This window comes from Nostocoides sp. HKS02 (genome assembly GCF_009707485.1).
GTDB lineage: Bacteria > Actinomycetota > Actinomycetes > Actinomycetales > Dermatophilaceae > Pedococcus.
Genome location: NZ_CP046121.1, coordinates 2,126,655 through 2,151,583, shown reverse-complemented (window position 1 = coordinate 2,151,583; position 24,929 = coordinate 2,126,655). Strand labels below are relative to the sequence as shown.

Annotated in this window: 25 protein-coding genes and 3 pseudogenes; 16 read left to right on the top strand and 12 right to left on the bottom strand. The window is 70.7% G+C overall.

Annotated elements, in window-relative coordinates; translation table 11 throughout:
• Positions 1–61 precede the first annotated feature (61 nt).
• The 7 genes from rpmJ (at position 62) to truA (ending at position 4,819) form a co-directional block, all read left to right on the top strand.
• On the top strand, positions 62–175 hold the full coding sequence (gene rpmJ, locus GKE56_RS10260) for a 50S ribosomal protein L36 (protein ID WP_010148647.1): 114 nt from the start codon (positions 62–64) through the stop codon (positions 173–175).
• 217 nt (positions 176–392) lie between these two features.
• A complete protein-coding gene (rpsM, locus tag GKE56_RS10255; protein WP_154684465.1) occupies positions 393–770 on the top strand; it encodes a 30S ribosomal protein S13 in 378 nt (125 codons plus the stop codon).
• On the top strand, positions 770–1,174 hold the full coding sequence (gene rpsK / locus GKE56_RS10250; RefSeq protein WP_140743564.1) for a 30S ribosomal protein S11: 405 nt from the start codon (positions 770–772) through the stop codon (positions 1,172–1,174). The genes rpsM and rpsK overlap by 1 nt, the downstream gene beginning before the upstream one ends.
• A 26-nt stretch (positions 1,175–1,200) precedes the next feature.
• Complete coding sequence (gene rpsD / locus GKE56_RS10245) at positions 1,201–1,809, top strand: 30S ribosomal protein S4 (protein ID WP_154684464.1); 609 nt, start codon at positions 1,201–1,203, stop codon at positions 1,807–1,809.
• A gap of 143 nt (positions 1,810–1,952) precedes the next feature.
• Entirely contained in the window at positions 1,953–3,005 is a 1,053-nt protein-coding gene (locus GKE56_RS10240) for a DNA-directed RNA polymerase subunit alpha (protein ID WP_154684463.1), read from the top strand.
• 59 nt (positions 3,006–3,064) lie between these two features.
• On the top strand, positions 3,065–3,802 hold the full coding sequence (gene rplQ, locus GKE56_RS10235) for a 50S ribosomal protein L17 (RefSeq protein ID WP_154684462.1): 738 nt from the start codon (positions 3,065–3,067) through the stop codon (positions 3,800–3,802).
• Between the two features lie 165 nt (positions 3,803–3,967).
• Positions 3,968–4,819: a tRNA pseudouridine(38-40) synthase TruA gene (gene truA / locus GKE56_RS10230; protein ID WP_154685730.1), complete on the top strand. Its 852-nt coding sequence runs from the start codon at positions 3,968–3,970 to the stop codon at positions 4,817–4,819.
• Between the two features lie 31 nt (positions 4,820–4,850).
• Here truA and GKE56_RS10225 read toward each other — a convergent pair whose 3' ends face one another.
• Positions 4,851–5,693: a hypothetical protein gene (locus GKE56_RS10225; RefSeq protein ID WP_154684461.1), complete on the bottom strand. Its 843-nt coding sequence runs from the start codon at positions 5,691–5,693 to the stop codon at positions 4,851–4,853.
• Between the two features lie 271 nt (positions 5,694–5,964).
• Between GKE56_RS10225 and GKE56_RS10220 the strand changes: the two genes are divergently transcribed.
• Positions 5,965–7,647, top strand: coding sequence for an ABC-F family ATP-binding cassette domain-containing protein (locus GKE56_RS10220; protein ID WP_154684460.1), 1,683 nt, complete (start codon positions 5,965–5,967; stop codon positions 7,645–7,647).
• Between the two features lie 31 nt (positions 7,648–7,678).
• Here the strand turns inward: GKE56_RS10220 and GKE56_RS16900 are convergent, their stop codons facing one another.
• From GKE56_RS16900 to GKE56_RS10205, 3 genes are all read right to left on the bottom strand, one after another.
• On the bottom strand, positions 7,679–8,158 hold the full coding sequence (locus GKE56_RS16900; protein ID WP_230209315.1) for an LmeA family phospholipid-binding protein: 480 nt from the start codon (positions 8,156–8,158) through the stop codon (positions 7,679–7,681).
• Between the two features lie 208 nt (positions 8,159–8,366).
• Entirely contained in the window at positions 8,367–9,650 is a 1,284-nt protein-coding gene (locus GKE56_RS10210; RefSeq protein WP_154684458.1) for an MFS transporter, read from the bottom strand.
• The gene (locus tag GKE56_RS10205; RefSeq protein WP_154684457.1) at positions 9,647–10,264 is read right to left on the bottom strand and encodes a helix-turn-helix transcriptional regulator; all 618 of its coding nucleotides are present in this window, start codon (positions 10,262–10,264) and stop codon (positions 9,647–9,649) included. The genes GKE56_RS10210 and GKE56_RS10205 overlap by 4 nt, the downstream gene beginning before the upstream one ends.
• 255 nt (positions 10,265–10,519) lie before the next feature.
• On the opposite strand from GKE56_RS10205, the gene rplM reads away from it, so the two are divergent.
• From rplM to glmM, 3 genes are all read left to right on the top strand, one after another.
• Complete coding sequence (gene rplM / locus GKE56_RS10200) at positions 10,520–10,963, top strand: 50S ribosomal protein L13 (RefSeq protein WP_154684456.1); 444 nt, start codon at positions 10,520–10,522, stop codon at positions 10,961–10,963.
• Positions 10,964–10,971: 8 nt separating this feature from the next.
• Positions 10,972–11,475 (top strand): 30S ribosomal protein S9, encoded by a 504-nt coding sequence (gene rpsI / locus GKE56_RS10195; protein ID WP_154684455.1) that lies wholly within the window; start codon positions 10,972–10,974, stop codon positions 11,473–11,475.
• A gap of 173 nt (positions 11,476–11,648) precedes the next feature.
• Positions 11,649–12,995 (top strand): phosphoglucosamine mutase, encoded by a 1,347-nt coding sequence (gene glmM, locus GKE56_RS10190; protein ID WP_154684454.1) that lies wholly within the window; start codon positions 11,649–11,651, stop codon positions 12,993–12,995.
• A gap of 24 nt (positions 12,996–13,019) precedes the next feature.
• Here the strand turns inward: glmM and lhgO are convergent, their stop codons facing one another.
• The gene (gene lhgO, locus GKE56_RS10185; RefSeq protein ID WP_154684453.1) at positions 13,020–14,216 is read right to left on the bottom strand and encodes an L-2-hydroxyglutarate oxidase; all 1,197 of its coding nucleotides are present in this window, start codon (positions 14,214–14,216) and stop codon (positions 13,020–13,022) included.
• Between the two features lie 103 nt (positions 14,217–14,319).
• Between lhgO and GKE56_RS10180 the strand changes: the two genes are divergently transcribed.
• Entirely contained in the window at positions 14,320–14,742 is a 423-nt protein-coding gene (locus GKE56_RS10180) for an Ohr family peroxiredoxin (protein WP_154684452.1), read from the top strand.
• Between the two features lie 77 nt (positions 14,743–14,819).
• On the opposite strand, the gene GKE56_RS10175 is transcribed toward GKE56_RS10180, so the two are convergent.
• From GKE56_RS10175 to glpX, 4 genes and pseudogenes are all read right to left on the bottom strand, one after another.
• On the bottom strand, positions 14,820–15,335 hold the full coding sequence (locus GKE56_RS10175; RefSeq protein WP_154684451.1) for a carbonic anhydrase: 516 nt from the start codon (positions 15,333–15,335) through the stop codon (positions 14,820–14,822).
• Positions 15,332–17,057 (bottom strand): annotated as a pseudogene (locus tag GKE56_RS10170) (fumarate hydratase). Before GKE56_RS10170 ends, GKE56_RS10175 begins: the two are co-directional and overlap by 4 nt.
• Positions 17,058–17,117: 60 nt before the next feature.
• The gene (locus tag GKE56_RS10165; protein WP_154684450.1) at positions 17,118–18,035 is read right to left on the bottom strand and encodes a PfkB family carbohydrate kinase; all 918 of its coding nucleotides are present in this window, start codon (positions 18,033–18,035) and stop codon (positions 17,118–17,120) included.
• Entirely contained in the window at positions 18,032–19,099 is a 1,068-nt protein-coding gene (gene glpX, locus GKE56_RS10160) for a class II fructose-bisphosphatase (protein WP_154684449.1), read from the bottom strand. Before glpX ends, GKE56_RS10165 begins: the two co-directional genes overlap by 4 nt.
• A gap of 110 nt (positions 19,100–19,209) precedes the next feature.
• Here glpX and GKE56_RS10155 point away from each other — a divergent pair, with 110 nt between their 5' ends.
• A complete protein-coding gene (locus GKE56_RS10155; protein WP_230208896.1) occupies positions 19,210–19,797 on the top strand; it encodes a DUF4245 domain-containing protein in 588 nt (195 codons plus the stop codon).
• On the opposite strand, the gene GKE56_RS10150 is transcribed toward GKE56_RS10155, so the two are convergent.
• A complete protein-coding gene (locus GKE56_RS10150; RefSeq protein ID WP_154684448.1) occupies positions 19,772–20,017 on the bottom strand; it encodes an exodeoxyribonuclease VII small subunit in 246 nt (81 codons plus the stop codon). The two genes, GKE56_RS10155 and GKE56_RS10150, sit on opposite strands and share 26 nt — an antisense overlap.
• 10 nt (positions 20,018–20,027) lie before the next feature.
• A pseudogene (gene xseA, locus GKE56_RS10145) lies at positions 20,028–21,192 on the bottom strand (exodeoxyribonuclease VII large subunit).
• A gap of 145 nt (positions 21,193–21,337) precedes the next feature.
• On the opposite strand from xseA, the gene GKE56_RS10140 reads away from it, so the two are divergent.
• Positions 21,338–22,351, top strand: a complete 1,014-nt coding sequence (locus GKE56_RS10140) for a 4-hydroxy-3-methylbut-2-enyl diphosphate reductase (protein ID WP_154684447.1) — start codon at positions 21,338–21,340, stop codon at positions 22,349–22,351.
• Positions 22,352–22,364: 13 nt separating this feature from the next.
• Here GKE56_RS10140 and GKE56_RS10135 read toward each other — a convergent pair whose 3' ends face one another.
• Positions 22,365–23,549 (bottom strand): DNA recombination protein RmuC, encoded by a 1,185-nt coding sequence (locus tag GKE56_RS10135; protein ID WP_154684446.1) that lies wholly within the window; start codon positions 23,547–23,549, stop codon positions 22,365–22,367.
• A 53-nt stretch (positions 23,550–23,602) separates the two neighbouring features.
• On the opposite strand from GKE56_RS10135, the gene GKE56_RS17485 reads away from it, so the two are divergent.
• Both GKE56_RS17485 and GKE56_RS18255 read left to right on the top strand, forming a co-directional pair.
• Complete coding sequence (locus GKE56_RS17485; RefSeq protein WP_230208895.1) at positions 23,603–24,502, top strand: NUDIX hydrolase; 900 nt, start codon at positions 23,603–23,605, stop codon at positions 24,500–24,502.
• 24 nt (positions 24,503–24,526) lie between these two features.
• Positions 24,527–24,859 (top strand): annotated as a pseudogene (locus GKE56_RS18255) (acyl-CoA thioesterase domain-containing protein); the annotation flags it as partial.
• Between the last annotated feature and the right edge of the window lie 70 nt (positions 24,860–24,929).

Below are 24,929 nucleotides of genomic sequence, written 5' to 3'. Positions count from 1 at the left end.
CCCGCAAGACCTGTCGGCCCGCCCGGGCTCGGCAGTGCCAGATCGAGGCGAAGCAGAGGCTATGAAGGTTCAGCCGAGCGTCAAGAAGATCTGCGACAAGTGCAAGGTGATCCGCCGTCACGGCCGGGTCATGGTCATCTGCGAGAACCTGCGCCACAAGCAGCGCCAGGGTTGAGCAGCGGCGAGCATCCGCTCGCCTTGCCACGTCGCATCTCTTCGAGAAGCAGACAAATGAATTGAGCAGTACCCGGCCCCTGTGCGCGGCGTCATCGACGCAGCCCAGGACGTCACCCCCGGCCCGGAGGCCGGGGACCGGTGCCCGAGGAAAGCTTCGGGAGCATCGCCGGACCGGTACTGCACCAGACCTCCGGTGAAACAAAGGAACACACAAGATGGCACGTCTTGTCGGTGTTGACCTGCCGCGCGAAAAGCGCGTCGAGGTCGCTCTCACCTACATTTTCGGAGTGGGTCGCACCCGCTCCCAGCAGGCGCTGGCCGCCACGGGCGTGAGCCCGGACGTCCGCGTCCGCGACCTCACGGACGAGGACCTGGTCAAGCTCCGTGACTACCTCGAGACCAACGTCAAGCACGAGGGTGACCTCCGTCGCGAGATCGCCGCCGACATCCGCCGCAAGGTCGAGATCGGCTCCTACGAGGGCCTGCGTCACCGCCGTGGCCTTCCGGTGCGCGGTCAGCGCACCAAGACCAACGCGCGCACCCGCAAGGGCCCGAAGCGCACCGTCGCCGGCAAGAAGAAGGTTGGTAAGTAATGCCTCCCAAGGCTCGCACTGCCGGCGCCAAGAAGGTGCGCCGCAAGGAAAAGAAGAACATCGCCCACGGGCACGCTCACATCAAGAGCACCTTCAACAACACCATCATCTCGATCACGGACCCCGCTGGTGCCGTCATTGCCTGGGCCTCCGCCGGCCAGGTCGGCTTCAAGGGTTCGCGCAAGTCCACGCCGTTCGCCGCGCAGATGGCCGCCGAGGCTGCTGCCCGCCGCGCGATGGAGCACGGCATGCGCAAGGTCGATGTCTTCGTCAAGGGTCCGGGTTCTGGTCGCGAGACCGCGATCCGCTCCCTGACCGCCACCGGCCTCGAGGTCGGTGCGATCAGCGACGTCACCCCCTCGCCGCACAACGGTGTCCGCCCCCCCAAGCGCCGTCGCGTCTGAGTAACGGGAAGAGAGAGAACTAGATCATGGCCCGTTACACCGGACCCATCACCAAGAAGTCGCGTCGCCTCAAGGTCGACCTGGTCGGCGGCGACAAGAACTTCGAGCTCCGCCCGTTCCCGCCCGGCCAGCACGGCCGTCGCCGGATGCAGGAGAAGGAGTACCTCACCCAGCTGCAGGAGAAGCAGAAGGCCCGCTTCACCTACGGCGTCATGGAGAAGCAGTTCCGCGGGTACTACGAGGAGGCTTCGCGCCGCTCGGGCAAGACCGGTGAGACCCTGCTGCAGATCCTCGAGTCCCGCCTGGACAACGTGGTCTACCGCGCCGGCCTGGCCCGCACCCGTCGTGCGGCTCGCCAGCTGGTGACGCACGGCCACTTCGAGGTCAACGGCCGCCGCGTGGACGTCCCGTCCTACCGCGTCGAGCAGTACGACATCATCACCGTTCGCGCCAAGTCCGTGAACACCTTCCCGATCGAGCTGGCCCGTCAGACCTTCGGCGACCGCCCCACCCCGGCCTGGCTCCAGGTCGTCCCGGGCACGCTGCAGATCCTGATCCACCAGCTGCCCGTGCGTGAGCAGATCGACACGATCCTCACCGAGCAGCTGATCGTGGAGCTCTACTCGAAGAACTGATCGTGCGGGTATGCCGCGTGGGCGACCACGCGGCATACCGCTCGTTCGGTCCCACTCGCAGACAGAGGCGAGCGGGACCAGACCGGTTCGCCGGTCGACATCTCGGCGTCATATAGCGGTCGCCGACGAGAAAGGACACACCCGTGCTCATTGCACAGCGCCCCACCCTCAGCGAAGAGGTCGTTGCGGAGAACCGCAGCCGCTTCGCCATCGAGCCCCTCGAGCCCGGCTTCGGCTACACGCTCGGCAACTCCCTGCGCCGCACCCTGCTCTCCAGCATCCCCGGCGCCTCGGTCACCAGCATCCGCGTCGACGGCGTGCTGCACGAGTTCTCCACGATCCCCGGGGTCAAGGAGGACGTCACCGAGATCATCCTCAACATCAAGGGTCTCGTCGTCTCCTCCGAGCACGACGAGCCGGTCGTGATGTACCTGCGCAAGACCGGCGCCGGCGCTGTCACGGCTGCCGACATCGCCCCCCCGGCTGGCGTCGAGGTGCACAACCCTGACCTGCACATCGCCACGCTCAACGGCAAGGGCAAGGTCGAGATGGAGCTGACCGTCGAGCGCGGTCGCGGCTACGTCTCGGCCCAGCAGAACAAGTCCGGCGACCAGGAGATCGGCCGTATCCCGGTCGACTCCATCTACAGCCCGGTGCTGGCCGTGACCTACAAGGTCGAGGCGACCCGTGTCGAGCAGCGCACCGACTTCGACAAGCTCATCGTCGATGTCGAGACCAAGAACTCGATGGCTCCCCGCGACGCCATGGCCTCGGCCGGCAAGACCCTCGTCGAGCTGTTCGGACTGGCCCGTGAGCTCAACGTCGAGGCCGAGGGCATCGACATGGGCCCGTCCCCGACGGACGCCGCCCTGGCCGCCGACCTGGCGCTGCCGATCGAGGACCTCGACCTGACCGTGCGGTCCTACAACTGCCTCAAGCGCGAGGGCATCCACACCGTGGGTGAGCTCGTGGGCCGCAGCGAGGCCGACCTGCTCGACATCCGCAACTTCGGTGCGAAGTCGATCGACGAGGTCAAGGCCAAGCTCGTGGGCATGGGTCTGGCGCTCAAGGACAGCCCGCCCGGGTTCGACCCGAGCGCGATCGCCGACAACTACGGCGACTACGACGACGAGTTCGCTGACACCGCCGACTCTGCCGACGACGGCCGCTCGCTGGCCGAGGACGAGCAGCTCTGACCAACCGCCGCTGACCGGCGCGGGTGACCGCACCGGTTGCACACCAAGGAGATTCATCAATGCCCACCCCCACCAAGGGTCCCCGTCTCGGCGGCGGTCCGGCTCACGAGCGGCTGATCCTGGCCAACCTGGCCACCTCGCTGTTCGAGCACGACTCGATCACCACCACCGAGACCAAGGCCAAGCGCCTGCGTCCGCTGGCCGAGCGTCTCGTGACGTTCGCCAAGCGCGGTGACCTGCACGCCCGTCGCCGGGTGCTGTCGGTCATCCACGACAAGGGCGTCGTGCACCGTCTCTTCACCGAGATCGCGCCCGACATGGCCGAGCGTCCCGGCGGCTACACCCGGGTCACCAAGATCGGTGCCCGCAAGGGCGACAACGCCCCGATGGCGGTGATCGAGCTCGTCCGCGAGCCGATCGCCAAGAAGGCCACCGTCAAGGAGGCCGAGGCGGCGACGAAGCGCGCAGCCAAGCAGGCCGAGGCCAAGGACGCCGCCGCCGAGACCAAGGCCGCGGAGGACGAGGCCAAGGTCGACGAGGTCGCCGAGGTCGAGACCACCGAGACCGAGACCACCGAGACCGAGGCTGCGCAGAGCGCGGTCGAGCTCCCGGCCGGCGCGATCGCCGCCAACGAGGACGGCTCCTCGCCCGACGAGGCCTACACGGTCAAGGGCAACGCCGACTCGGGCAAGTACCACGAGGCCGACGGCCAGTGGTACGACCAGACGATCGCCGAGTTCTGGTTCAAGTCTGCCGCCGACGCCGAGGCCGCTGGCTTCACCAAGGCCGGCGGCTGACCCAGGCGGGCAGCCTCACGGCATACCTGCTCGACGGCACACGAAGGGCCGCTCACCCGTACGGGGTGGGCGGCCCTTCGCCGTGCCTGGTGGCGGGTCCGGGCGGGCGCGGTGGCTAGGCTGGCGCGCGTGGACCCGAAGGTGCGAGCAGAGGTGGACCCGCCGGTGCGGATTCGGCTCGACTTCGGCTACGACGGCACCGACTTCTCGGGGTGGGCCGCCCAGCCCGGGCTGCGCACGGTCGAGGCCGAGCTCTCGGCGGCCCTGGCCACGATGCTGCGTGCCCCGGAGCCGGTCCGGCTGACCGTGGCGGGGCGCACCGATGCCGGCGTGCACGCGCGCGGCCAGGTGGCCCATCTCGACCCCGACCCGGTGCGCTGGGCCGAGCTGCCCGGCGTGGCCGAGCGCAACCGGGCCGAACGCAGCCCCGAAGAGGCCGCCCTGCGGCGCCTGCGGGGCATCCTGCCGCCCGACATCGCGGTCCATGCCGTGTCCGTCGCCCCGCCTGGGTTCGACGCGCGGTTCTCCGCAGTGCGGCGCCGCTACCTCTACCGGCTCTGCGACCAACCAAGCGCCGTCGACCCCCTGCGGCGGCACGACACCGTGCTCGCCAGGCGCCCGCTCGACGTGGTCGCCATGCACACCGCCGCACAACAGCTGCTGGGGCTGCACGACTTCGGGGCCTTCTGCAAGCGGCGGGAGGGCGCCACGACGGTCCGGACCCTGCTGGACTACGCGTGGCGCCGGGCGGACGACGGGGTGCTCGAAGCCACCGTCGTGGCCGACGCCTTCTGCCACTCGATGGTGCGGTCGCTGGTGGGCGCGGTCGTGCCCGTCGGGGAGGGGCGGCGCGAGGTCGGCTGGCCCGCTGAGGTGCTGTCGGCGACCGTGCGCGACCCGGCGGTGGCGGTCATGGCGCCGCACGGGCTCTCGCTGGAAGAGGTCGTCTACCCCCCGGACCACGCCCTGGCCGCGCGCGCCCAGGAGGCGCGAGCGGTGCGCTCACTGAAGGGGTGAGGTCGGTGCCCGGACGCGGGTGAGCGGGCCGTCAGGGGGCCATCGCGGCATACCCGGCCGCGTCGTGGATCGCCAGCCCCGCGTATGCCGTCGAGCCTGCGTAGGCACCGGCGAGTGCAGAGAGCTGGGCCTCCATGGCGGTGCGGGTGGAGCCGTAGAAGGTCTGCTTGGCCGCGGCCGGATCGGTGCCGAGGTAGTCCGTCTCGGCGCCGATGCGCACTGGGCGGCCGAGCAGCTCGCCGGCGTGGACCGCGTGGGCGCTCAGCGCGATCGAACCATCCGCGCCGCCAGCGGTGTTGCGATAGGCCATGACGGTCACGCCGCTCGTGCGCCGGATGATCTCGGAGTCGAGCGTCGATCCGTTGACGGACACCTGGTCCAGCCAGAACGGGATGTCCGCCTGCATCGGCGTCGCGCCCGCGGCCGTGCGGAGGGTGTCGAGGGTCGCCAGCCATTTCTTGACGACCTTGGCCTGCGAGGTGGTCCAGGCGGAGGTCGTGTAGGGCTCGATGTCGACGTGGACGCCGGCGAACAGGCCGGTCGCGATCGCGGGCCGGAGCCAGCTGTCGACGGCCCACGACTGGTTGTCGATCCAGGTCGGGTCGCCACCGAGGGCGTCGACGCGGATCCCGGCCGCGGCCGCGCGCTGGGAGAGGTCACGCAGCTGGGCGAGCTGAGGTGAGCTGTCGACGTGCGGCGGCACGGCGGCATACAGCTCGGTGATGCCCTGCGAGCTGGCCAACGCCACGGTCGCCGCTGGGGTGGAGGTGTCCCACACCCACATGGCCCGTGCCGCAGGGGTCGACGCCACCGCGTCGGCGGCTCGGGCGGACCTCGACTCCGCGGCACCGAGCGCGGTGACGATGGTGACCATGAGCCCGACGATAACCAGCAGGTGACGCACGGGCAGGGTGAATCTGGGCAAAGGGGTCCTCTCGGGGCGGATCACCAGTGTCCCGGGCCCATGGGGGTACCCCCGGCAAACTTGGTGAAGCATTTACCATCGGGTCGGCCGTTCGGAGGATGCGACACGCCCTGGCCGACGCGCTGATTGACGCCCTGATCGACGCCCCGACCGACGCCCCGACCGGAACCTGGCGATAACGAGGTGACGAGTGCGCCCGGGTGCAGCAGGCTGGACCCTCGTGGGCCATCTCGACGTCAACTCCGTGAGCTTCGTCCTGCCCGACGGCAGGCCCCTGCTCAGCGACGTGTCCCTGCGGGTTGGGGAGGGAGCCAAGATCGCGCTGGTCGGCCCGAACGGCACGGGCAAGACGACCCTGGGACGGATCATCGCCGGTGACCTCGCCGCCCAGGACGGCGCGGTGACGCGGTCGGGCGGGCTCGGGGTGATGCGCCAGTTCGTCGGGCACGTCCGCGACACCTCGACAGTGCGCGAGCTGCTGCTGTCGGTCGCACCCGACCCGGTGCGCAGGGCAGCCGCCGAGATCGACCGCACCGAGCTGCTGATGATGGAGCGTGACTCCGAGGTCGACCAGCTGGCCTATGCGCAGGCGCTGGTGACCTGGGGTGACGTCGGCGGCTACGACCAGGAGACCGCGTGGGACGTCTGCACGGTCGCTGCGTTGGGGCAGCCCTTCGACCGGGCCCAGTGGCGACAGGTCTCCACGCTGTCGGGTGGTGAGCAGAAGCGGCTCGTGCTCGAGTCCCTGCTCCGCGGCTCCGAAGAGGTGCTGCTGCTCGACGAGCCGGACAACTATCTCGACGTGCCCGGCAAGCGGTGGCTGGAGGACCAGCTCATCGCGTCACCCAAGACCGTGCTGTTCGTCAGCCACGACCGCGAGCTCCTCGACCGGGTCGCCACCCGGATCGCGACGCTCGAGCCCGGCGCCGCGGGCTCCACCCTGTGGGTCCACCCGGGGCGCTTCTCCACCTATCACCAGGCCCGCGAGGACCGGAACTCCAAGCTCGAGGAGTCGCGGCGGCGTTGGGACGAGGAGCACGCGAAGCTCAAGGCGCTGGTCGTCATGTACCGGCAGAAGGCGGCCTACAACTCCGACATGGCGGCGCGGCTCCAGGCGGCCGAGACGCGGCTGCGGCGCTTCGAGGAGGCCGGACCGCCCGGGGTCGTCCCTCCGCGGCAGAACGTCCGGATGCGCCTCCAGGGTGGCCGGACGGCCAAGCGCGCCGTCATCGCCGAGGAGCTCGAGCTCACCGGCCTCATGCGCCCGTTCGACCTCGAGGTGTGGTTCGGGGAGCGGGTGGCGGTGCTCGGCAGCAACGGCTCGGGCAAGTCCCACTTCCTGCGCCTGGTGGCCGGCGGCGGTTCCGACCCCGACCAGGAGCACCAGCCCGTCGGTGACGTCGCGCCTGCACCGGTCGCGCACACCGGTCGGCTCCGGCTGGGCTCGCGCGTGCGACCAGGGTGGTTTGCGCAGACCCACGAACAGCCAGCGCTGGTGGGTCGCACGCTGCTGGAGATCCTGCACCGCGGCGACGAGCACCGCGCCGGCCGGCCCCGCGAGGAGGCCGCGAAGGTGCTCGATCGCTACGGTCTGGCCAGGGCCGGGGAGCAGACCTTCGACTCGCTGTCCGGCGGCCAGCAGGCCCGCTTCCAGATCCTGCTGCTCGAGTTGTCCGGTGCCACCTGCCTGCTGCTCGACGAACCGACCGACAACCTCGACCTCCACTCGGCCGAGGCGCTCGAGGAGGGCCTGGCGGCCTTCGAGGGGACGGTGCTCGCCGTCACCCACGACCGCTGGTTCGCCCGGGGCTTCGACCGCTACCTCGTCTTCGGGGCTGACGGCACGGTCTACGAGTCCGACGAGCCGGTCTGGGACGAAGGGCGGGTGCAGCGGGCTCGCTGAACGGCGTGCCTCGACGGCCGGGGCGGGGTCGTCAGGAGGTGAGCGCGACCCCGGTGCCGTCGAGGTGCACGCGAAAGCCGTCGGCGCCCACCGTCACGCGCGTCAGCCGCATGCCCTGGGGCAGGCCCTGGACCGTATGCCGGATGGTGACCAGGGCGCGCGCCGCCGCGGACAACGCCGTGTTCAGGGCCGCCGGTCCGCCGAGGTCGATCGTCTGCGGCTCGATGACCAGCTGTCCGCCCTGGGCCGTGACCGCGCCCGTCGCCTGGATGACGATCGTGCGGCCCAAGGCCGTCGACGCGCGCCGGATCCCCGCGAGGCCGGCGCCGGCGGCATACAGCTGGACGCCGTTCCCGACCTGGCGAGCGACGGTGCCGAAAGGCACCGTCGCGTCGAGGGCCAGGCTGCCCACCCGCAGTCCGCGCGAGGTCATGCGCACGTCGCGTGCCGTCGCGTGCACGTCCTGGAACCCGCCCTCGGTCGTCACGACCGCGCTGCCGTCGAGCGCCACCGTGCGCAACCAGGTCTCGCCCTTGCGCAGATCCTTCGGCGGGGTGAGCGATGCCGTGGCGGATCGCCCAGGTGAGGGGACTGGGCCGCCGCTGGGTCGGCTGATCGCGACGACCAGTGCTGTCGCGGCGACCGCCAGGGCGAGGAGTCCGGTGAGGAGGCCGAGGGAGAAAGGGGCGCATGGCCCCAGTCTGCCGTCGCCCGCATCGTCAGACGCTGAGAGGCTCCTGGGCGGCGAGGGCGGCGCGCCGTTCGTGACGGCGTGCGGGCAGGTAGCAGAGCACACCGAGCACGCTGACCAGTCCCGCCGTGACCATCGCGACCTGGTTGGACGTGTGGTCGGCCAGCAGGCCGAGCAACGGGGCGGCCACCGAGTAGGCCGAGAACATCATCATGGAGTTCATCGAGAGCACCGTGGCGCGGTTGCGGGCGTGGGCCTCGCGGTGCAGCAGGGCGCTGTGCGCCGGCCCGCCGGTGCCGTGCAGCCCATAGGTGAACAGGTATGCCGTGACGAGCGCCGCCGGACCGGCGACCAGTCCCATGACCACGGCCCCGAGGCTGTTGAGGACCCGGGCGAGGATGGCGGTGCGAGCCAGGCCGATGCGTCGCGAGCTCACGCCGGCCAGCGCCGCCCCGAGGGCGAAGACCGCCCATCCGGCCGAGGCGACCGGGCCCATGAGGGCGCCGGCTTCGGTCTGGCTGCCGACGAGCTGGGCGAGCCGGATCGGCTGGAACGTCTCGAAGACGACCATGGCGATGGACCAGAACACCTCGACCATGACGAGCCCGCGCAGGATCCTGTTGGCACGCAGCATGCCCAGCCCGTCGCGCACGACCGCCGGTGCCTCCTTGGCGGACTGCAGGGCCCGCCGTGCGCCGGTGACGTCGACGTGGGTCCGCGGCTCCTTGAGCAGGACCAGCACGGCGACGAGGTGGACCACGTTGAGGGCGACGAGGAGCAGGAAGGGCAGGAACAGTGCGGGCTGGCTCGCGATGGGGTGCCACCAGACCAGGGCACCGGAGATGAGCGCGCCGGTCGCGATGGCGACCCCGAGCATCGTGCCCTGGGCCGAGAGCGCGCGGCCGACGTCGGCGCCGGGCTCGCTCGCGTGGACGGTGTCGACGAACCACGCGTCGAGCGGGCCGGAGTCCAGCGCCCGGAAGACCCCCGTGAGGAAGGCGGCCAGGGCAAAGGTCCAGAACGAGTGGGCGACGAGGTAGACCAGTCCAGCCGCGACGTTGACCACCGCGGCGGCCACGAACACCGGTCGCCGCCCCAGGGCGTCGGCGAGCCCACTGGTCGGCAGCTCGAGCGCGAAGACCACCCAGCCGGAGACTGCGGAGGCGGTCAGCGCCTCGGCCACGGTGAGCCCGCGCGCGAGCGGAAGCAGGGTGACCAGCCCGACCACCAGGCCGACCGGGAACCATCGGGTGAAGGACAGGGTGAGGTAGACGCGTCGCGCCGCGCTGGGGGACAGGTGCTGGGAGGTCATGACCGGTCCGCCGTTTCGGAGCCGCCCCGAGGGGTTCGGTCGAGGTCGAGCGGATAGATGACCGAGTACACCGCCAGCCGGCGCGCGCCGGGGTTTCCCTGACCGACGCGGCGGTACCTCTCGACGACCTGGTCGATCTCGGCGTTCATGGCCTGGACCTGGTCGGGGGTGGCGATGACGAACGAGTCGTTCATGCCCGCCGCGTCCCGCCAGGCCACCGGCCAGCTGCCCTCGACGTCGAGCCAGCGCTCGAACTGCTCGCCGAGGTGGCGGATGTAGTCGCGGACCAGCCAGTTGAGGGCGGTCTCGGCGTCCTCGTCGCCGACGAAGTCGCTGGGCTCGTACTGGTGGCTGTCGGTTGCGGCCTTCCACAGGCGGCGCTTGCCCTCGCCCTCACCGGTGTCGGCCACCAGCCCCACGGCCTCGAGCCGGCGCAGGTGGTAGCTCGTGGCCCCGGTGTTGGTGTGCAGCGTCGTGGCCAGGCTGGTCGCGGTGGCCGGGCCGCCCTTGCGCAGGGTGCTGAGCAGCCGCGAGCGCAGGGGGTGGGCGAGGGTCTTCAGTGCCGTGGCGTCGAGCCGCAAGCCGGTGTAGTCGGCGGTGTCATCAGGGGCCATGTATGCACAATACCTGTGCACACTTCATTTGCACAAGTAGTGTGCACGGACCCCGGAAATCCGCATCGTCGCAGGTCAGAGTGGGTCTGGCCGGGTCGAGCCGGCGATTTGGGTGGCGGGCTCTCCGCCCGTAAACTTGAGGACTGTTGTGCCGTGCGCCCTCGTAAGGCGGCACCCACGCTCCCGGAGCATTCGCCTCGGGCGCCCGCGGCATACCAAGTCCAGCACCACCATCTGCAGTAAAGGGCCATTACCTTGCGCACTTTCACCCCCAAGCCGGCCGAGGTCACTCGCACCTGGCACGTCATCGACGCGACGGACGTCGTGCTGGGTCGCCTCGCGAGCCAGACCGCGGTCCTGCTGCGCGGCAAGCACAAGACCACCTTCGCGCCCCACGTCGACGGTGGTGACTTCGTCATCATCATCAACGCCGAGAAGGTCGCCCTGACCGGCGCCAAGCTCGAGCAGAAGAAGGCCTACCGCCACTCCGGCTTCCCGGGCGGCCTCAAGAGCACCTCCTACACCGAGCTGCTCGCCAAGAGCCCCGAGAAGGCCATCGAGAAGGCCGTCCGCGGCATGCTCCCCAGGACCACCCTGGGTCGCCAGCAGCTGACCAAGCTCAAGGTCTACGTCGGCGCCGAGCACCCGCACGCTGCCCAGAAGCCCGTCCCGTTCGAGATCACCCAGGTCTCCCAGTAAGGATCACCGTGACTGACATCAACACTGAGACCCCGCTCGAGGGCGACGAGGTCGAGCTGACCGAGTACACCTCCGAGTCCGAAGGCCCCGTCGCCGGCGAGCCCGCCCGCCGCCCGAGCGCCTCGGCGCCCGGCGCTGCCACCGGCCGCCGCAAGCAGGCCATCGCCCGCGTGCGCATCGTCCCGGGCACGGGTGAGTGGAAGATCAACGGGCGCACGCTCGAGGAGTACTTCCCCAACAAGGTGCACCAGCAGATCGTCAACGAGCCCCTCAAGGTGCTCGAGCTCGACGGCGCCTACGACGTGCTCGTGCGCGTCCACGGTGGTGGCCCCTCCGGCCAGGCCGGTGCGGTCCGCCTCGGCATCGCCCGCTCGCTCAACGGCATCGATGAGGAGCTGAACCGTCCGACGCTGAAGAAGGCTGGCTTCCTCACCCGCGACGCTCGCGTTCCGGAGCGCAAGAAGGCCGGTCTCAAGAAGGCCCGCAAGGCTCCGCAGTACTCCAAGCGCTGATCTGTCGCTTCACCGCCTGTGGCGGCACCCGGTCATCGGGTGCCGCCATCGGCATGTGTGGCGGTAGGTTCGCTGGGATGCTCGCGTTCCACGGTGCGCGCCTCGGCTCCGGTGCGAAGCAGGACCCCGGTATGCCGCGCGTGCGCGCCTGAACACCTCGAAAGGCTCACCACATGGCACGACTGTTCGGTACGGACGGAGTCCGCGGACTCGCCAACGTCGACATCACCGCGGAGCTGGCGCTGCGGCTCAGCGTCGCGGCGGCGCACATCCTGGGTGACGGCGCTCGGCAGGCCGGTCGCCGACCCAAGGCCGTGGTCGGTCGCGACCCGCGCGCCTCGGGTGAGTTCCTGTCCGCCGCAGTCATCGCCGGGCTCGCCTCCGCCGGAGTGGACGTCTACCAGGCCGGTGTGCTGCCGACGCCTGCCATCGCCTTCCTCACGGCCGACACCCATGCCGACTTCGGGGTCATGCTGTCGGCGTCGCACAACGCCATGCCCGACAACGGCATCAAGTTCTTCGCCGCCGGCGGCCACAAGCTCGACGACACGGTCGAGGACCAGATCGCCGCGCGGCTCGACGTCGACTGGGAACGCCCCACGGGCCCCGACGTGGGCCGCGTCGTCACGATGCCGGACGGCCACACGCGCTACATCTCGCACCTGCTCGCGGTCCTGCCGAACCGCCTCGCCGGCCTGACCGTCGTCATCGACGGCGCCCACGGGGCGGCCAGCTCGGTCAGCCCCGAGGTCTTCCGGCTGGCCGGGGCCACCGTCCACGAGATCGGCACCGAACCCGACGGCCTCAACATCAACGACGGCTACGGCTCCACCCACCTCGACCACCTCAAGGCCGCGGTGCGGGCCAAGGGCGCAGATCTGGGGATCGCCCACGACGGTGACGCCGACCGCTGCCTCGCAGTCGATGCGCGGGGGGAGGAGGTCGACGGCGACCAGATCATGGCGATCCTCGCCGTCGCGCTGAAGTCCCGGGGCGTGCTGGCCGACAACACCCTCGTCGCCACGGTGATGAGCAACCTCGGGCTGCTGCAGGCCATGGAGCGCGAGGGCATCACCGTGCGCCAGACCGCTGTGGGCGACCGCTACGTGCTCGAGGACATGCGCGCGTCCTCGTACTCCCTCGGCGGGGAGCAGAGCGGCCACGTCATCTTCCTCGACCACGGCACCACCGGCGACGGCGTGCTGACCGGGTTGATGCTCGCTGCGCGCGTCGTCGAGACGGGCCAGACGCTGGCCGAGCTGGCCACCGTGATGCGCCGGCTTCCGCAGGTGCTCATCAACGTCAAGGGCGTCGACAAGTCCCGGGTGGAGTCCGACGAGGACCTCCAGCAGGCCGTCAAGACCGAGCAGGAGGCTCTGGGCGGCACCGGTCGCGTCCTGCTGCGCAAGTCAGGCACCGAGCCGGTCGTGCGGGTCATGGTCGAGGCCGCCGAGCACGAGCAGGCCCTGGCCGTGGCCGAGCGTCTGGTCGAGGTCGTCAGGGCGCGCCTGACCCTCTAGTGCTCGCCGGCCACCCGGCATACCTCACGGGGTGGCGAGCAGGGACGCGACGTGGCGCGCGATCTCCAACGCGCTGGTGGCCGCGGGCGAGGGTGCGTTGAGGACGTGCACGACGTTCCCCGAGCGCTCGATGAGGAAGTCGTCGACGAGGCTGCCGTCTCGCCGCACCGCCTGTGCTCGGACCCCGGCCGGAGCCGGCGTGAGGTGTTCGTCGCGGACCGCGGGCACCAGTCTGCGCAGGCTGGCACCGAACAGGTGCCGCGACGCCGACCGGGCCACCTCCCGCGCCCCCTCGCGGTAGTGCCGCCCGGCGAGCCGCCAGAAACCGGGGTAGCCCAGGGTGCCGCGCAGGTCGTGACCGTCGACCGTGCGCCAGTCGTACCCCTCACGCGCGAAGGCGAGCACCGCGTTGGGCCCGGCATGGACGTGCCCGCCGATCCCCCGGGTCAGATGGACACCGAGGAACGGAAAGCTCGGGTCGGGCACGGGGTAGACGAGGTTGCGCACCAGGTGGGTGGCCTCCGGCACCAGCTCGAAGTACTCGCCGCGAAAGGGGATGATCCGCGCGGACGGCTCATGGCCGAGGCGGCGGGCGACCTCGTCGGCGTGCAGACCGGCGCACGCCACGACGCGCTCGGCGGTGAGGTCGCCGCGGGTCGTGTGGAGGACGCTGCCGGCCCCCGACGGGGTCGAACCGAGTACCTCGGCGCCGAGCAGCAACGTGGCGCCTGCTGCCTCGAGACGCCGCACGAACGCCCGGCAGACCTCGCCGTAGTCGATGATCCCCGTGCTGGGGACGTGCAGCGCCGCGAGTGCCGCGACGTGGGGCTCGTACTCGCGTGCCTGCGCGCCCGAGAGCTCGGTCACCGTCAGCCCGTTGGCTCGACCCCGGTCACCTAACTTGGCCAGACCCGGCAGCTCGGCCCGGTCGGTCGCCACGACGAGCTTGCCGCAGATCTCGTGGGGGATCCCCTCCTGCTCGGCGAAGGCCACCATCGAGGCGGCGCCGGCGCGGCACATGAGGGCCTTCTTCGAGCCGGGTGCGTAGTACAGCCCCGAGTGGATCACCCCGCTGTTGCGCCCGGTCTGGTGGGTCGCCCAGGCGGGCTCCTTCTCGACCACCGTCACGTGCGCAGCGGGCTGGTCACGGAGCAGCCGGTCGGCCACGGCCAACCCGATGATGCCGCCCCCGATGACGATCTGGCGCTCCGCCTGCCCCATGCCGCCAGCCTACGTGGGCCACGCCACGCGCCAGCCCGGAATCCTGAAGCCGGTCGCGCGGTTGAGACGGAAGTACCCCATGCGCCTCCCCCCAAGGAATCTGATGCCCCACGAGTCCCTGACCGAGTCCCTGTATGCCGTTGCCGCGACCGCCAAGGGCGGGCGCGGTGGGCACGTGACCACCGAGGACGGGGTCATCGACCTCGAGCTCGGCAAGCCGGGGAGCAAGACCAACCCCAAGGCCAACCCCGAGTCGCTGTTCGCCGCCGGGTACGCCGCGTGCTTCGGCAACGCGATCCTCAGCGTGGGCCAGGCCACCGGCCTGGACCTCTCGGAGTCGACCGTCACCGCCGAGGTGACGCTGGGTCGCACCGACACCGGGGTGGGCCTCGCCGTCGCCCTCACCGCGACGCTTCCCGGCGTCGAGGCAGGCGCTGCCCAGAAGGTCCTGGACGCGGCGCACGAGCGCTGCCCGTACTCCAAGGCCACCCGCGGCAACATCGACGTCACCGTCACGCTCGGCTGATCAGGCCTGACGAGGAGTGACCCGGGCTGACGAGGGCTGGCCCGGGCTGACCCAGGCTGACGCACCCAGCGGGCTGCTTAGACCACCCGGTCGAGCAGCCCGCTGTCGACGTCGTAGAGGAAGCCGCCGACGGCCACTCGCTCCGGGATCAGCGGATGGGAGCGCACCGCGGCGACGTCCTGGCGCAGGGCGACGTTCTGGTCGGCGATGACATGGAAGCCCTGCCACGAGGCATCCTGACCGGCGAGCTCGCCGATCTTCTCGCGGAGCTCGGGCTCGGTGTACTTCGTCATCGCGCACCGCGTGTGCGGCACGATGAGGATGCGCTGGACATTGAGCAGGTGCACGCCGAGGACCAGGGCCTCCAGCGCGGCCGAGGTGATACGGCCGCCGGGGTTGCGGAAGATCTTTGCGTCACCCGGCGACAGGCCGAGCATCCGCAACGGGTCGATGCGCGAGTCCATGCACGTCACCACGGCCACCCCACGATGCGCGATGCCGTCGAAGCCACCGGACGTGAACGTGGCGGCGAAGGTCTGGTTGGCCGCCAGCAGGTCGTCGAATCCTTGTGGGGGAGTAGCGTTCTCGCTCACAGTAGCCCTGCTCTCTTGGGGATGGTCATAGCCATCGGTTTCGTCGTGGAGGCGAAGAAGTCGTTGCCCTTGTCGTCGACGACGATGAACGCGGGGAAGTCCTCGACCTCGATCTTCCAGACCGCCTCCATGCCGAGCTCAGGGTACTCGAGCACCTCCACGGACCTGATGCAGTCCTGTGCCAGCCGTGCGGCGGGGCCGCCGATCGACCCGAGGTAGAAGCCCCCGTGGGTCTGGCAGGCCTGCGTGACCTGGGTGGAGCGGTTGCCCTTGGCCAGCATGACCATGGAGCCACCCGCCGCCTGGAACTGGTCGACGTAGGAGTCCATCCGGCCGGCCGTGGTCGGGCCGAACGAGCCGCTCGCGTAGCCCTCCGGCGTCTTCGCCGGGCCGGCGTAGTAGACCGCGTGGTCCTTGAGGTACTGCGGCATACCGTCGCCGGCGTCGAGCCGCTCCTTGATCTTGGCGTGCGCGATGTCGCGCGCCACTACTAACGGGCCACTGAGCGAAAGCCGCGTCTTGACAGGGTATTTCGTGAGCTCGGCCCGGATCTCGTCCATGGGGCGGTTGAGGTCGATCCGGACCACGTCGTCGGACTCGTCGTCCTCGAGGTGGGCCTCGGTCGGGTCGGGCAGGAAGCGCGCGGGGTCGCGCTCCAGGACCTCGATGAAGACACCGTCGGGGGTGATCTTGCCGAGCGCCTGCCGGTCGGCGGAGCAGGAGACCGCGATGGCGATGGGCAGCGAGGCGCCGTGGCGGGGGAGCCGGATCACGCGGACGTCGTGGCAGAAGTACTTGCCGCCGAACTGCGCGCCGATCCCGAAGCCGCGGGTCAGCTCGAGCACCTGCTCCTCGAGCTCGGTGTCACGGAACCCGTGGGCCGTCATCGACCCCGCGCGGGGGAGGTCGTCGAGGTACTTCGCCGAGGCGTACTTGGCCGTCTTCAGGGCGAACTCGGCGCTCGTGCCGCCAATGACGATGGCGAGGTGGTACGGCGGGCAGGCGCTCGTGCCGAGGGAGCGCAGCTTCTCGTCGAGGAACGCCAGCATGCGCTCGGGGTTCAGGACGGCCTTGGTCTCCTGGTAGAGGAACGACTTGTTGGCGCTGCCACCACCCTTGGCCATGAACAGGAACTTGTATGCCGTCTCGTGCCCCGGTGCGGTGTCGGCGTAGAGCTCGATCTGGGCGGGGAGGTTGGAGCCGGTGTTCTTCTCCTCCCACGTGGTTAGTGGCGCCATCTGGGAGTAGCGCAGGTTGAGGCGGGTGTAGGCGTCGAACACGCCCTGGGCGATGGACCGCTCGTCGGTCCCAGTGGTGAGGACGTGCTGGCCGCGCTTGCCCATGACGATCGCGGTGCCGGTGTCCTGGCACATCGGCAGGACACCCCCGGCTGCGATGTTGGCGTTCTTGAGCAGGTCCAGCGCCACGAACTTGTCGTTGTTGGAGGCGTCCGGGTCATCGATGATCCGCCGCAGCTGGGCGAGGTGAGCCGGGCGCAGGTAGTGGGCGATGTCGTGCATCGCCGTCTCGGTCAACAGGCGGAGGGCGTCAGCCTCGACCTGCAGGAACCTGCGTCCACCGGGTCCCTCGACGGTCGTGACGCCCTCGGTGGAGAGGGAGGCGGTACTCGGTCCCGTCCGGGCCGATGGGCAGCAGGTCCTCATAGGTGAAGCCGGACCCGGGGTCGACGTCGGTCAGGTTCTCGGTCGGGTGCTCGGTCATCGACTCGGTCATGGACTCGCAAGGCTCCTTCGTTCACGGTCGGGCAGTGGCCCGGGTCTTCTACAGCTCGTCGAGGCTGGGGGCGTAGGCGCCGGCCTTGCCGACGGTCACCCCGCTCGTGGACAGGCCGCGCGAGACCGCCGGCTCGACGTCCTCCAGTGTCGCTGCCCGCAACCGAGCCCGTGCATCGGGTCCCCCGAGCAGGCCCACGACCACGAGCCCCGACACCAGCCCCGCCATGAACGAGTCGCCGGCGCCGACGGTGTCGACGACCTGCTCGGCGCGGGTCGGAGCGTTCTTCACGGTCTCGTCGCCGCACACCCGGAACATCACGCCGTCTGCGCCCAGGGTGACCACGGTCAGCGCGGCGCCCAGGCCCACCCAGTGGGCCATCACGTCCTGCGGTGACTGGTCGGCATACAGCAGGGCGAGGTCGTCCTCGCTCGCCTTGACGACATCGCTGAGCGCCACGAGCTCTTCGACGCGAACGCGCACGGCGTCGAGGTCACCCATGATGCCGGGGCGGATGTTGGGGTCGTAGGAGACCGTGCCCTGGGCGCGGACGTCCTGCAGGGCGCTCGTGACGCTCTCGGCGCCAGGGGTCAGCACGGTGCCGATCGAGCCGGTGTGGATGTGGGCGGTGCCCTCGGGCAGGCGGATCGGGGGGAGGTCCCAGTGCAGGTCGAACTCGTAGGTCGCCGCACCCGAGTGGTCGAGCACCGCCAGCGCGGTGGAGGTGGGGGCCTCGCCGAAGCTCTCTGGCAGGACGTGCACGCCGTGGCGGGTGAGGTGGGCACTGATGCGCTCGCCACGCTCGTCGCGGCCAAGGCAGGAGGCGAAGTCGACGAGGTGGTCGAGGCGGGCCAGGCCGACGGCCACGTTGGCCGGGCTGCCGCCCACGTGTTCGGACCGCTCGCCCTGGGCGTCGGTGACGATGTCGACCAGCGCCTCGCCGATGACGAGTAGCCGCGGGCTCACGACGCGGTCCCCGCCGAGCCCGAGTGCCCCGCCGAGCCCGCGTGGTCGAAGTCGATGGACGAGTAGGCCCGCAGCTTGGACAGCTGGTGATGGCTCTCGATGAGCCGGATGGTGCCGGACTTGGAGCGCATGACGAGTGAATGGGTGGTGACACCGCCCGCGCGGTACCGCACCCCCCGCAGCAGCTCACCGTCGGTGATACCCGTGGCGACGAAGAAGCAGTTCTCGCCGCGCACGAGGTCGTCGGTCGAGAGCACGCGGTCGAGGTCGTGGCCGGCATCGACGGCGCGTTGGCGCTCGTCGTCGTCCTGGGGCCAGAGGCGTCCCTGGATCACGCCGCCGGTGCACTTGATGGCGCAGGCCGTGATGATGCCCTCGGGTGTGCCGCCGATGCCCAGCAGCAGGTCGATGCCGGTGTCGTCCCGGGCGGCCATGATGGCACCCGCGACGTCGCCGTCGGAGATGAAGCGGAGCCGGGCCCCCGCCGCACGGACCTCGCTCGCGAGCTGCTGGTGGCGTGGACGGTCGAGCATGACGACGGTGACGTCCTCGACGGTCTGGTGCTTGGCCTTGGCGATCCGCTTGATGTTCTCGGCCACCGGCAGCCGGATGTCGACCACGTCGGCGGCCTCGGGCCCGGTGACCAGCTTGTCCATGTAGAAGACCGCGGACGGGTCGTACATGCTGCCCCGGTCGGCGACCGCCAACACCGAGACGGCGTTGGACTGGCCCTTGGCCGTCAGCGTCGTGCCGTCGATGGGGTCGACTGCGACATCGCACTCCGGGCCGTTGCCGTCGCCCACCTCCTCGCCGTTGTAGAGCATCGGCGCGTCGTCCTTCTCACCCTCGCCGATGACGACGACGCCCTTCATCGACACGGTTGAGATGAGGGTGCGCATCGCCTCGACGGCCGCACCGTCGGCGCCGTTCTTGTCACCTCGCCCGACCCAGCGCCCACCGGCCATGGCGGCCGCCTCGGTGACTCGGACCAGCTCGAGGGCGAGGTTGCGGTCGGGGGCCTCGACTCCCACGCGCAGGGAAGAGGGGAGGTGCTGCTCGGACATGCATCGATCCTTCACGCGTCGGCGGGTGAGCGGGTCTGATGAGAGGCTCTGAGCCTATCGGTGGCAGGGGCAGTTGGCGCCGGGCGGTGTCCGTCAGGGACGATGGGCCTGTGAGCACGCCCGCGCCCCGCAGTTCCTACGCCAACGGATCAGTGGCCAACATGATCCGGTCCCTGCTGGTGATCGGCGTGATCGTGGTGGGGCTCATCGCGATCGTCCCGCGCGTCAACACGGTGTCCCAGCCCCCGGTCGACGTCGCCGGCGCCTCGGTCGAGATCGCCAAGGAGAGCGGCTGGCCGATCGAGCGCCCCGTGGGCCTGCCAGACGGCTGGAAGGCCACCAGCGTGCGCTACGTCCGCTCCACGGACGGCTTCATGACTTGGCACGCGGGGTACCTGTCGCCCACCGGGAACTACGTGGCGATCGAGCAGACCCAGGGCCCGTCCGCCCTGTGGATCGCGGCGGAGACCAACCGGGCGCGGATCACCGGTGAGCGTCAGGCCGGTGGCCGGACCTGGACGACCTACGTGCGCGACGGCAAGGTGCAGAACAAGCTTGGTCGCCAAGGCGGCGAGCGCCAAGGACCTGACCACGATCATCACCGGCACCGGGACGTTCGACGAGCTCGCGACCTTTGCCGCGGCACTGCGGCCCGCGCCCACCTCCTGAGGCTCAGTCCGCCTCGTCACCCTCGGTGAGCGCCGCCTCGGCGCCGTCGAGCCAGGTGCTGCAGTGCGCCGCCAGGACCTCACCACGACGCCAGAGGCGCATGCTCTCCTCGAGGCCAAGCTGGCCACCCTCGAGCTGGCTCACGATCGCGATGAGCTCGTCCCGGGCCTGCTCGTAGGACAGCTCGGCGACGTCGCCGAGGCCGTCGTCGGGGCTGGTCGAGTCCGCACCCTGCTGAGCCTTCGCCATGGGCGTCACCCTAAGCCAAGCCGGCGACACGGGCCGCGAAGTCCCCGCGTGCCACGCGCACCCGCAACAGCTCGTCCACCTCGACCTGCGCCTGGTCGGTGACGATGCGGCCGTCTCGCTGCTGCACCACTGCATACCCCCGTTCGAGGGTGGACTGCGGCGACAGGGAGCGCACCTGCGTGCGCAGGTGGCCGATCTGGTCGGCGGCGCGGTGCACCGCACCCAGGACCCGGCGTCGCGCGCGGTCGGTGAGGGCGTCGAGCTCGAGGCGCCGGGCATCGATCATCGCCGCCGGGTGGGCCATGACCGGGCGCGAACGCAGCGCCACGAGGTGTCGTCGCTCGGCGTCGAGGCGACCACGGACGGCCCGCCGTCCGCGTTGGCGGGCGCCCTGGATGCCGTGCCGCTCGGCGCGCGCGTCGGGCACCACGGCCTTGCCGGCGTCGGTCGGGGTCGACGCGCGCCAGTCGGCGACGTGGTCGAGCAGCGGCGTGTCGACGTCGTGCCCGATCGCGGACACGACGGGGGTGCGTGCGGCCGCGACGGCTCGCAGGAGGGCCTCGTTGCTGAACGGCAGGAGGTCCTCGACCGAGCCACCACCGCGCGCGATGACGATGACGTCGACCTCGGCGAGCTGGTCGAGCTCGGCGAGTGCTGCCATGACCTCTGCCACGGCGGCGCTGCCCTGGACCGCGACCTCGCGGATCGCGAAGCGCACCGTGGGCCAGCGGCGGCGGGCGTTCTCGACGACGTCCTTCTCGGCCGCGCCGGCGCGCCCGCAGATGAGGCCGACGGTGCGCGGCAGGAAGGGCAGCGGGCGCTTGCGGTCGGCGTCGAACAGTCCCTCGGAGGCCAGCGTGCGCTTGAGGTGCTCGACGCGGGCCAACAAGCTCGCCGACGCCGACCGGGCGGATCTGGCGGGCGTCGAGCATGAGCGACCCGCGCTGGGTCCAGAACACCGGCTTGGCCTGCAGGACCACCCGCGCGCCCTGGACCAGCTGGGTGGGCATGGCGTCGAGGGCGTTGGTCTGGATCGCGACCGACAGGGACATGTCGACGTCCGCGTCGCGCAGGGTGAGGTATGCCGTGCGCTGGCCCGGGCGCCGCGTCAGCTGGACCACCTGGCCCTCGACCCAGAGGACGGACATCTTCTCGACGTAGTCGGCGATCTTCATGCTGAGCAGGCGCACCGGCCACGGGTGCTCCGCCGTGGTGTCGCCGGCCCGCTCGGGCAACGAAGACGGCTGGTCAGGGACGCTCACGAGATCACTCTAGGAGGTGGCGGCGTCTGCCGGACTCGGCACAACTTACGATGGGGGCATGACTGAACCGACCAAACGAGTGCTCCTGGCTGCTCCGCGTGGATACTGCGCGGGGGTGGACCGGGCGGTCGTCACGGTCGAGAAGGCTCTCGAGCTCTACGGGCCGCCGGTCTACGTCCGCAAGGAGATCGTGCACAACAAGCACGTCGTGACCACGCTGGAGAAGCGGGGCGCGATCTTCGTCGAGGAGACCGACGAGGTCCCCGAGGGTGCGACGGTGATCTTCTCGGCACACGGAGTGGCTCCGGTGGTGCACGAGGAGGCCAAGGCGCTCAGCCTCAAGACCATCGACGCCACCTGCCCCCTGGTGACCAAGGTGCACCGTGAGGCGGTGCGGTTCGCCAACGACGAGTTCGACATCCTCCTCATCGGGCACGAGGGGCACGAGGAGGTCGTGGGGACCTCGGGTGAGGCCCCCGACCACATCACGCTCGTCGACGGCCCGGATGACGTTCCCAACGTCACGGTGCGCGACCCGCAGAAGGTCGTCTGGCTGTCGCAGACCACGTTGTCGGTGGACGAGACGATGGAGACGGTGCGCAGGCTGCGTGAGCGGTTCCCCGCCCTCCAGGACCCGCCGAGCGACGACATCTGCTACGCCACCCAGAACCGCCAGCTCGCGGTCAAGCAGATGGCGGCCGAGACCGAGCTGATGATCGTGGTCGGCTCGCGCAACTCGTCGAACTCGGTGCGCCTCGTCGAGGTCGCGCTCGAGCACGGTGCCAAGGCGGGCCACCTCGTGGACTACGCCGATGAGATCGAGGAGTCCTGGCTCGAGGGCGTCACCACGGTCGGGGTGACCTCGGGCGCGTCGGTGCCCGAGGTGCTCGTCCGCGATGTGCTGACCTATCTCGCCGAGCGCGGCTACGGGGATGTCGCTCCCGTGGTGGCGGCCGAGGAGAGTCTGCTGTTCTCCCTGCCGAACGAGATCCGCCGCGACCTCAAGGCGCGAGGACTCTCGGACAAGATGCGCCACGACGCGTCGTTCGAGGAAGCCGGCTCGCTGCACTGAGGCCAGGGTCGGCCTAGGCCGTCGACCGGTCCCGCTCGGTGGCTGGTGCCTCGAGGTCGAGCTCGGGCCTGGCCTCGTCGGCCGTAGCCGCCTCAATGAGCTCCATGGCCGTCAGCACCCGGGGGCCGACCTCGACCGGCGCGGGAACGGCCAGGGGGTGCTCGACCACCCCGGCCTCGTGCATGCGCCGGGCGGCGACGAGGACCCGGGACTCCAGGGCCCCGACCATCTGGTTGTAGGCCTCGACCGAGCGCTGCAGGGCCGTGCCCATGCGCGTGGTGTGCGAGCCGAGGGTGCCGAGCCGGTCGTAGAGGTCGCGGCCGAGGCGCATGACCTCTTGGGCGTGCGCGGTCAGGGCGTCCTGCTGCCAGGTGAACGCGACAGTGCGCAGCAAGGCCAGCAAGGCCCCGGGGCCGACCAGGACCACCCGGCGAGCCATCGCGTCCTCGTGCAGCGCGGGGTCGCTCGCCAGGGCCGCGGCCAACATGGCGTCGCTGGGCACGAAGCAGACGACCATCTCGGGAGAGTTCGCGAAGGCGGACCAGTAGTCCTTGGCCGCCAGCGACATGACGTGGGACTTCAGGGATGCCGCGTGGTCACGCAGGAGCTGGCTGCGCTGGGCACCCGGCAGGTCGTCGGCCTGGGCCGCGAGGAAGGCGCCCATCGGGGCTTTGGAGTCGACGACGAGGTACTTGTCGCCCGGCAGGCGGACCACGACGTCGGGCCGCACCTGGCGCTGGTGGCGGCTCACCCGGCTCACCTGCTCGTCGAAGTCGCACCGGGCGAGCAGGCCGGCGTGCTCCAGCACCCGCCGCAGCTGGACCTCACCCCAGGCGCCGCGGACAGTGGAGGAGTTGAGCGACCCCGCGAGCGACTGGGTCTGTCGGCCCAGGGTGGCTGTGGACTCCCGCACGGCCGCGATGGTGGTCTCGAGCGCCGCGAACTGGCTCGTGCGGTCACGCTCCAGCACCCCCACCTGCTGTTCGACCCGGATGAGGGTGTCGCGCAGCGGGGCCAGGGCGGCTGCGGTCTGGGCGTCGTCGGCGACCGCCGCCTCGAGGTCGACCACGCGCTCGCGAAGGAGGTCTGCCTCGGTGCGGGTCGCGGCGAGAGCAGCCGCACCCGATGCCCGCGCCACCCACAGGCCGACGACGGTGCCCAGGACCAGCCCCACCAGCAGAGTCACCACGAGTTCCATGACCAGGACCATGCCAGCACCCACCGACAACTCGTCCCCGATAGCGTCACGACATGCCCGAATCCGCTGCCGACGACCGCGAACTGCTGCTGAGTGACGGTGACGTGGCACTCGTCGCCGTCGACGGCGACCCCGGCGCGTTCGTGCTGCGCTGGCAGGGCGAACAGGTCGGGCGGGTCGAGCTGCTCGACGACGGTCTGGGTGACGCCGACCTGGTGTGGGCCGTGGTGCCCGAGTACCGCGCCGTCGGCATCGTCGAGCGAGCCCTTCGGCTCGCGATCACCTGGGGGTTCGACACCTTGGGCCTGGACCGCGTCGAGGCGCGCGTCGAGGGCGACGACCACGACGGCATACGGGCGGCGCTCCGTGCGGGGCTGCTCCGCGAAGGCATCGCTCGTGGCGCCCTGGCGCCCGGGGGGCGTCGCAAGGACACCGTCGTGTTCGCGCGATTGCGTGATGACGACCACCCCGACAGCCGAGAGGGCTTCATCGCCCTCCTGAACTCCTCGCTGCCGACCAAGCGCGCCATTGCCCAGGGCGTCCTGCGCGACACGAGTGGACGGGTGCTGCTCTGCGAACTCACCTACAAGGCGGAGTGGGACCTCCCGGGTGGGGTCGTCGACCCCCTGGAGTCACCGGCCCAGTGCGTCGCGCGCGAGGTGCGCGAGGAGCTCGGGATCGAGGTCGAGGTGCGGGGTCTGCTCGCGGTCAACTGGTTGCCGCCGTGGCGAGGCTGGGCGGACGCCACCGTGTTCGTCTTCGACCTCGGCATCGCCCCGGTCGACCTCCTGACCCGAGCGACATTGGAGCACAGGGAGATTCGCGCCATCCACTTCGCGTCCGAGGAGGACTGGGAGCGACGCGTGGCGCCGTACAACCAGCGGCTGCTCGCGTTCCTCTCCGCGCACGCCGGCCCGACGGCATACCTCGAGGACGGCCTCCCGGCCCTCTGAGGTGAAGCTGACCACGTATGCCGCGTGTCCGGCGCCGCCGTGAGCCAGACTGGCCGGGTGAGCAGCGAGTTCGACACCGGTTCAGTGGTTGTGGCGCGCGACGGTGAGCAGGGCGTCTTCGACGCACAGCTCGGCGAGGGCTGGCGCATCGGCGGCGGCATCAACGGCGGCCTGCTCCTGGCCATCGCCGGCCGCGCCCTGTCGCAGGAGTTCGGGGCGCCTGACGGGGACCAGCCCGGCCACGCCGATCCGCTCGCGATCAGTGCCTACTACCTCACGCCGGGCGCGCCCGGACCGGCGACGGTCATGACCTCCGTCGTTCGACGAGGGCGCGCGGTGTCGACCGGCCAGGCGTCGCTGTTCCAGGACGAGGGCGGGGTCCCGGTCGAGCGCTTCAGGGTGCTCGCGACCTACGGCGACCTCGCCG

Coding starts and splice junctions, on each gene's coding strand:
- rpmJ (WP_010148647.1), top strand. CDS start 62: ATGAAGGTTCAGCCGAGCGTCAAGAAGATCTGCGACAAGTGCAAGGTG.
- rpsM (WP_154684465.1), top strand. CDS start 393: ATGGCACGTCTTGTCGGTGTTGACCTGCCGCGCGAAAAGCGCGTCGAG.
- rpsK (WP_140743564.1), top strand. CDS start 770: ATGCCTCCCAAGGCTCGCACTGCCGGCGCCAAGAAGGTGCGCCGCAAG.
- rpsD (WP_154684464.1), top strand. CDS start 1,201: ATGGCCCGTTACACCGGACCCATCACCAAGAAGTCGCGTCGCCTCAAG.
- rplQ (WP_154684462.1), top strand. CDS start 3,065: ATGCCCACCCCCACCAAGGGTCCCCGTCTCGGCGGCGGTCCGGCTCAC.
- GKE56_RS10225 (WP_154684461.1), bottom strand. CDS start 5,693: ATGGTCACCATCGTCACCGCGCTCGGTGCCGCGGAGTCGAGGTCCGCC.
- GKE56_RS10210 (WP_154684458.1), bottom strand. CDS start 9,650: ATGACCTCCCAGCACCTGTCCCCCAGCGCGGCGCGACGCGTCTACCTC.
- GKE56_RS10205 (WP_154684457.1), bottom strand. CDS start 10,264: ATGGCCCCTGATGACACCGCCGACTACACCGGCTTGCGGCTCGACGCC.
- glmM (WP_154684454.1), top strand. CDS start 11,649: ATGGCACGACTGTTCGGTACGGACGGAGTCCGCGGACTCGCCAACGTC.
- lhgO (WP_154684453.1), bottom strand. CDS start 14,216: ATGGGGCAGGCGGAGCGCCAGATCGTCATCGGGGGCGGCATCATCGGG.
- GKE56_RS10180 (WP_154684452.1), top strand. CDS start 14,320: ATGCCCCACGAGTCCCTGACCGAGTCCCTGTATGCCGTTGCCGCGACC.
- glpX (WP_154684449.1), bottom strand. CDS start 19,099: ATGTCCGAGCAGCACCTCCCCTCTTCCCTGCGCGTGGGAGTCGAGGCC.
- GKE56_RS10150 (WP_154684448.1), bottom strand. CDS start 20,017: ATGGCGAAGGCTCAGCAGGGTGCGGACTCGACCAGCCCCGACGACGGC.
- GKE56_RS10140 (WP_154684447.1), top strand. CDS start 21,338: ATGACTGAACCGACCAAACGAGTGCTCCTGGCTGCTCCGCGTGGATAC.
- GKE56_RS10135 (WP_154684446.1), bottom strand. CDS start 23,549: ATGGAACTCGTGGTGACTCTGCTGGTGGGGCTGGTCCTGGGCACCGTC.
- GKE56_RS17485 (WP_230208895.1), top strand. CDS start 23,603: ATGCCCGAATCCGCTGCCGACGACCGCGAACTGCTGCTGAGTGACGGT.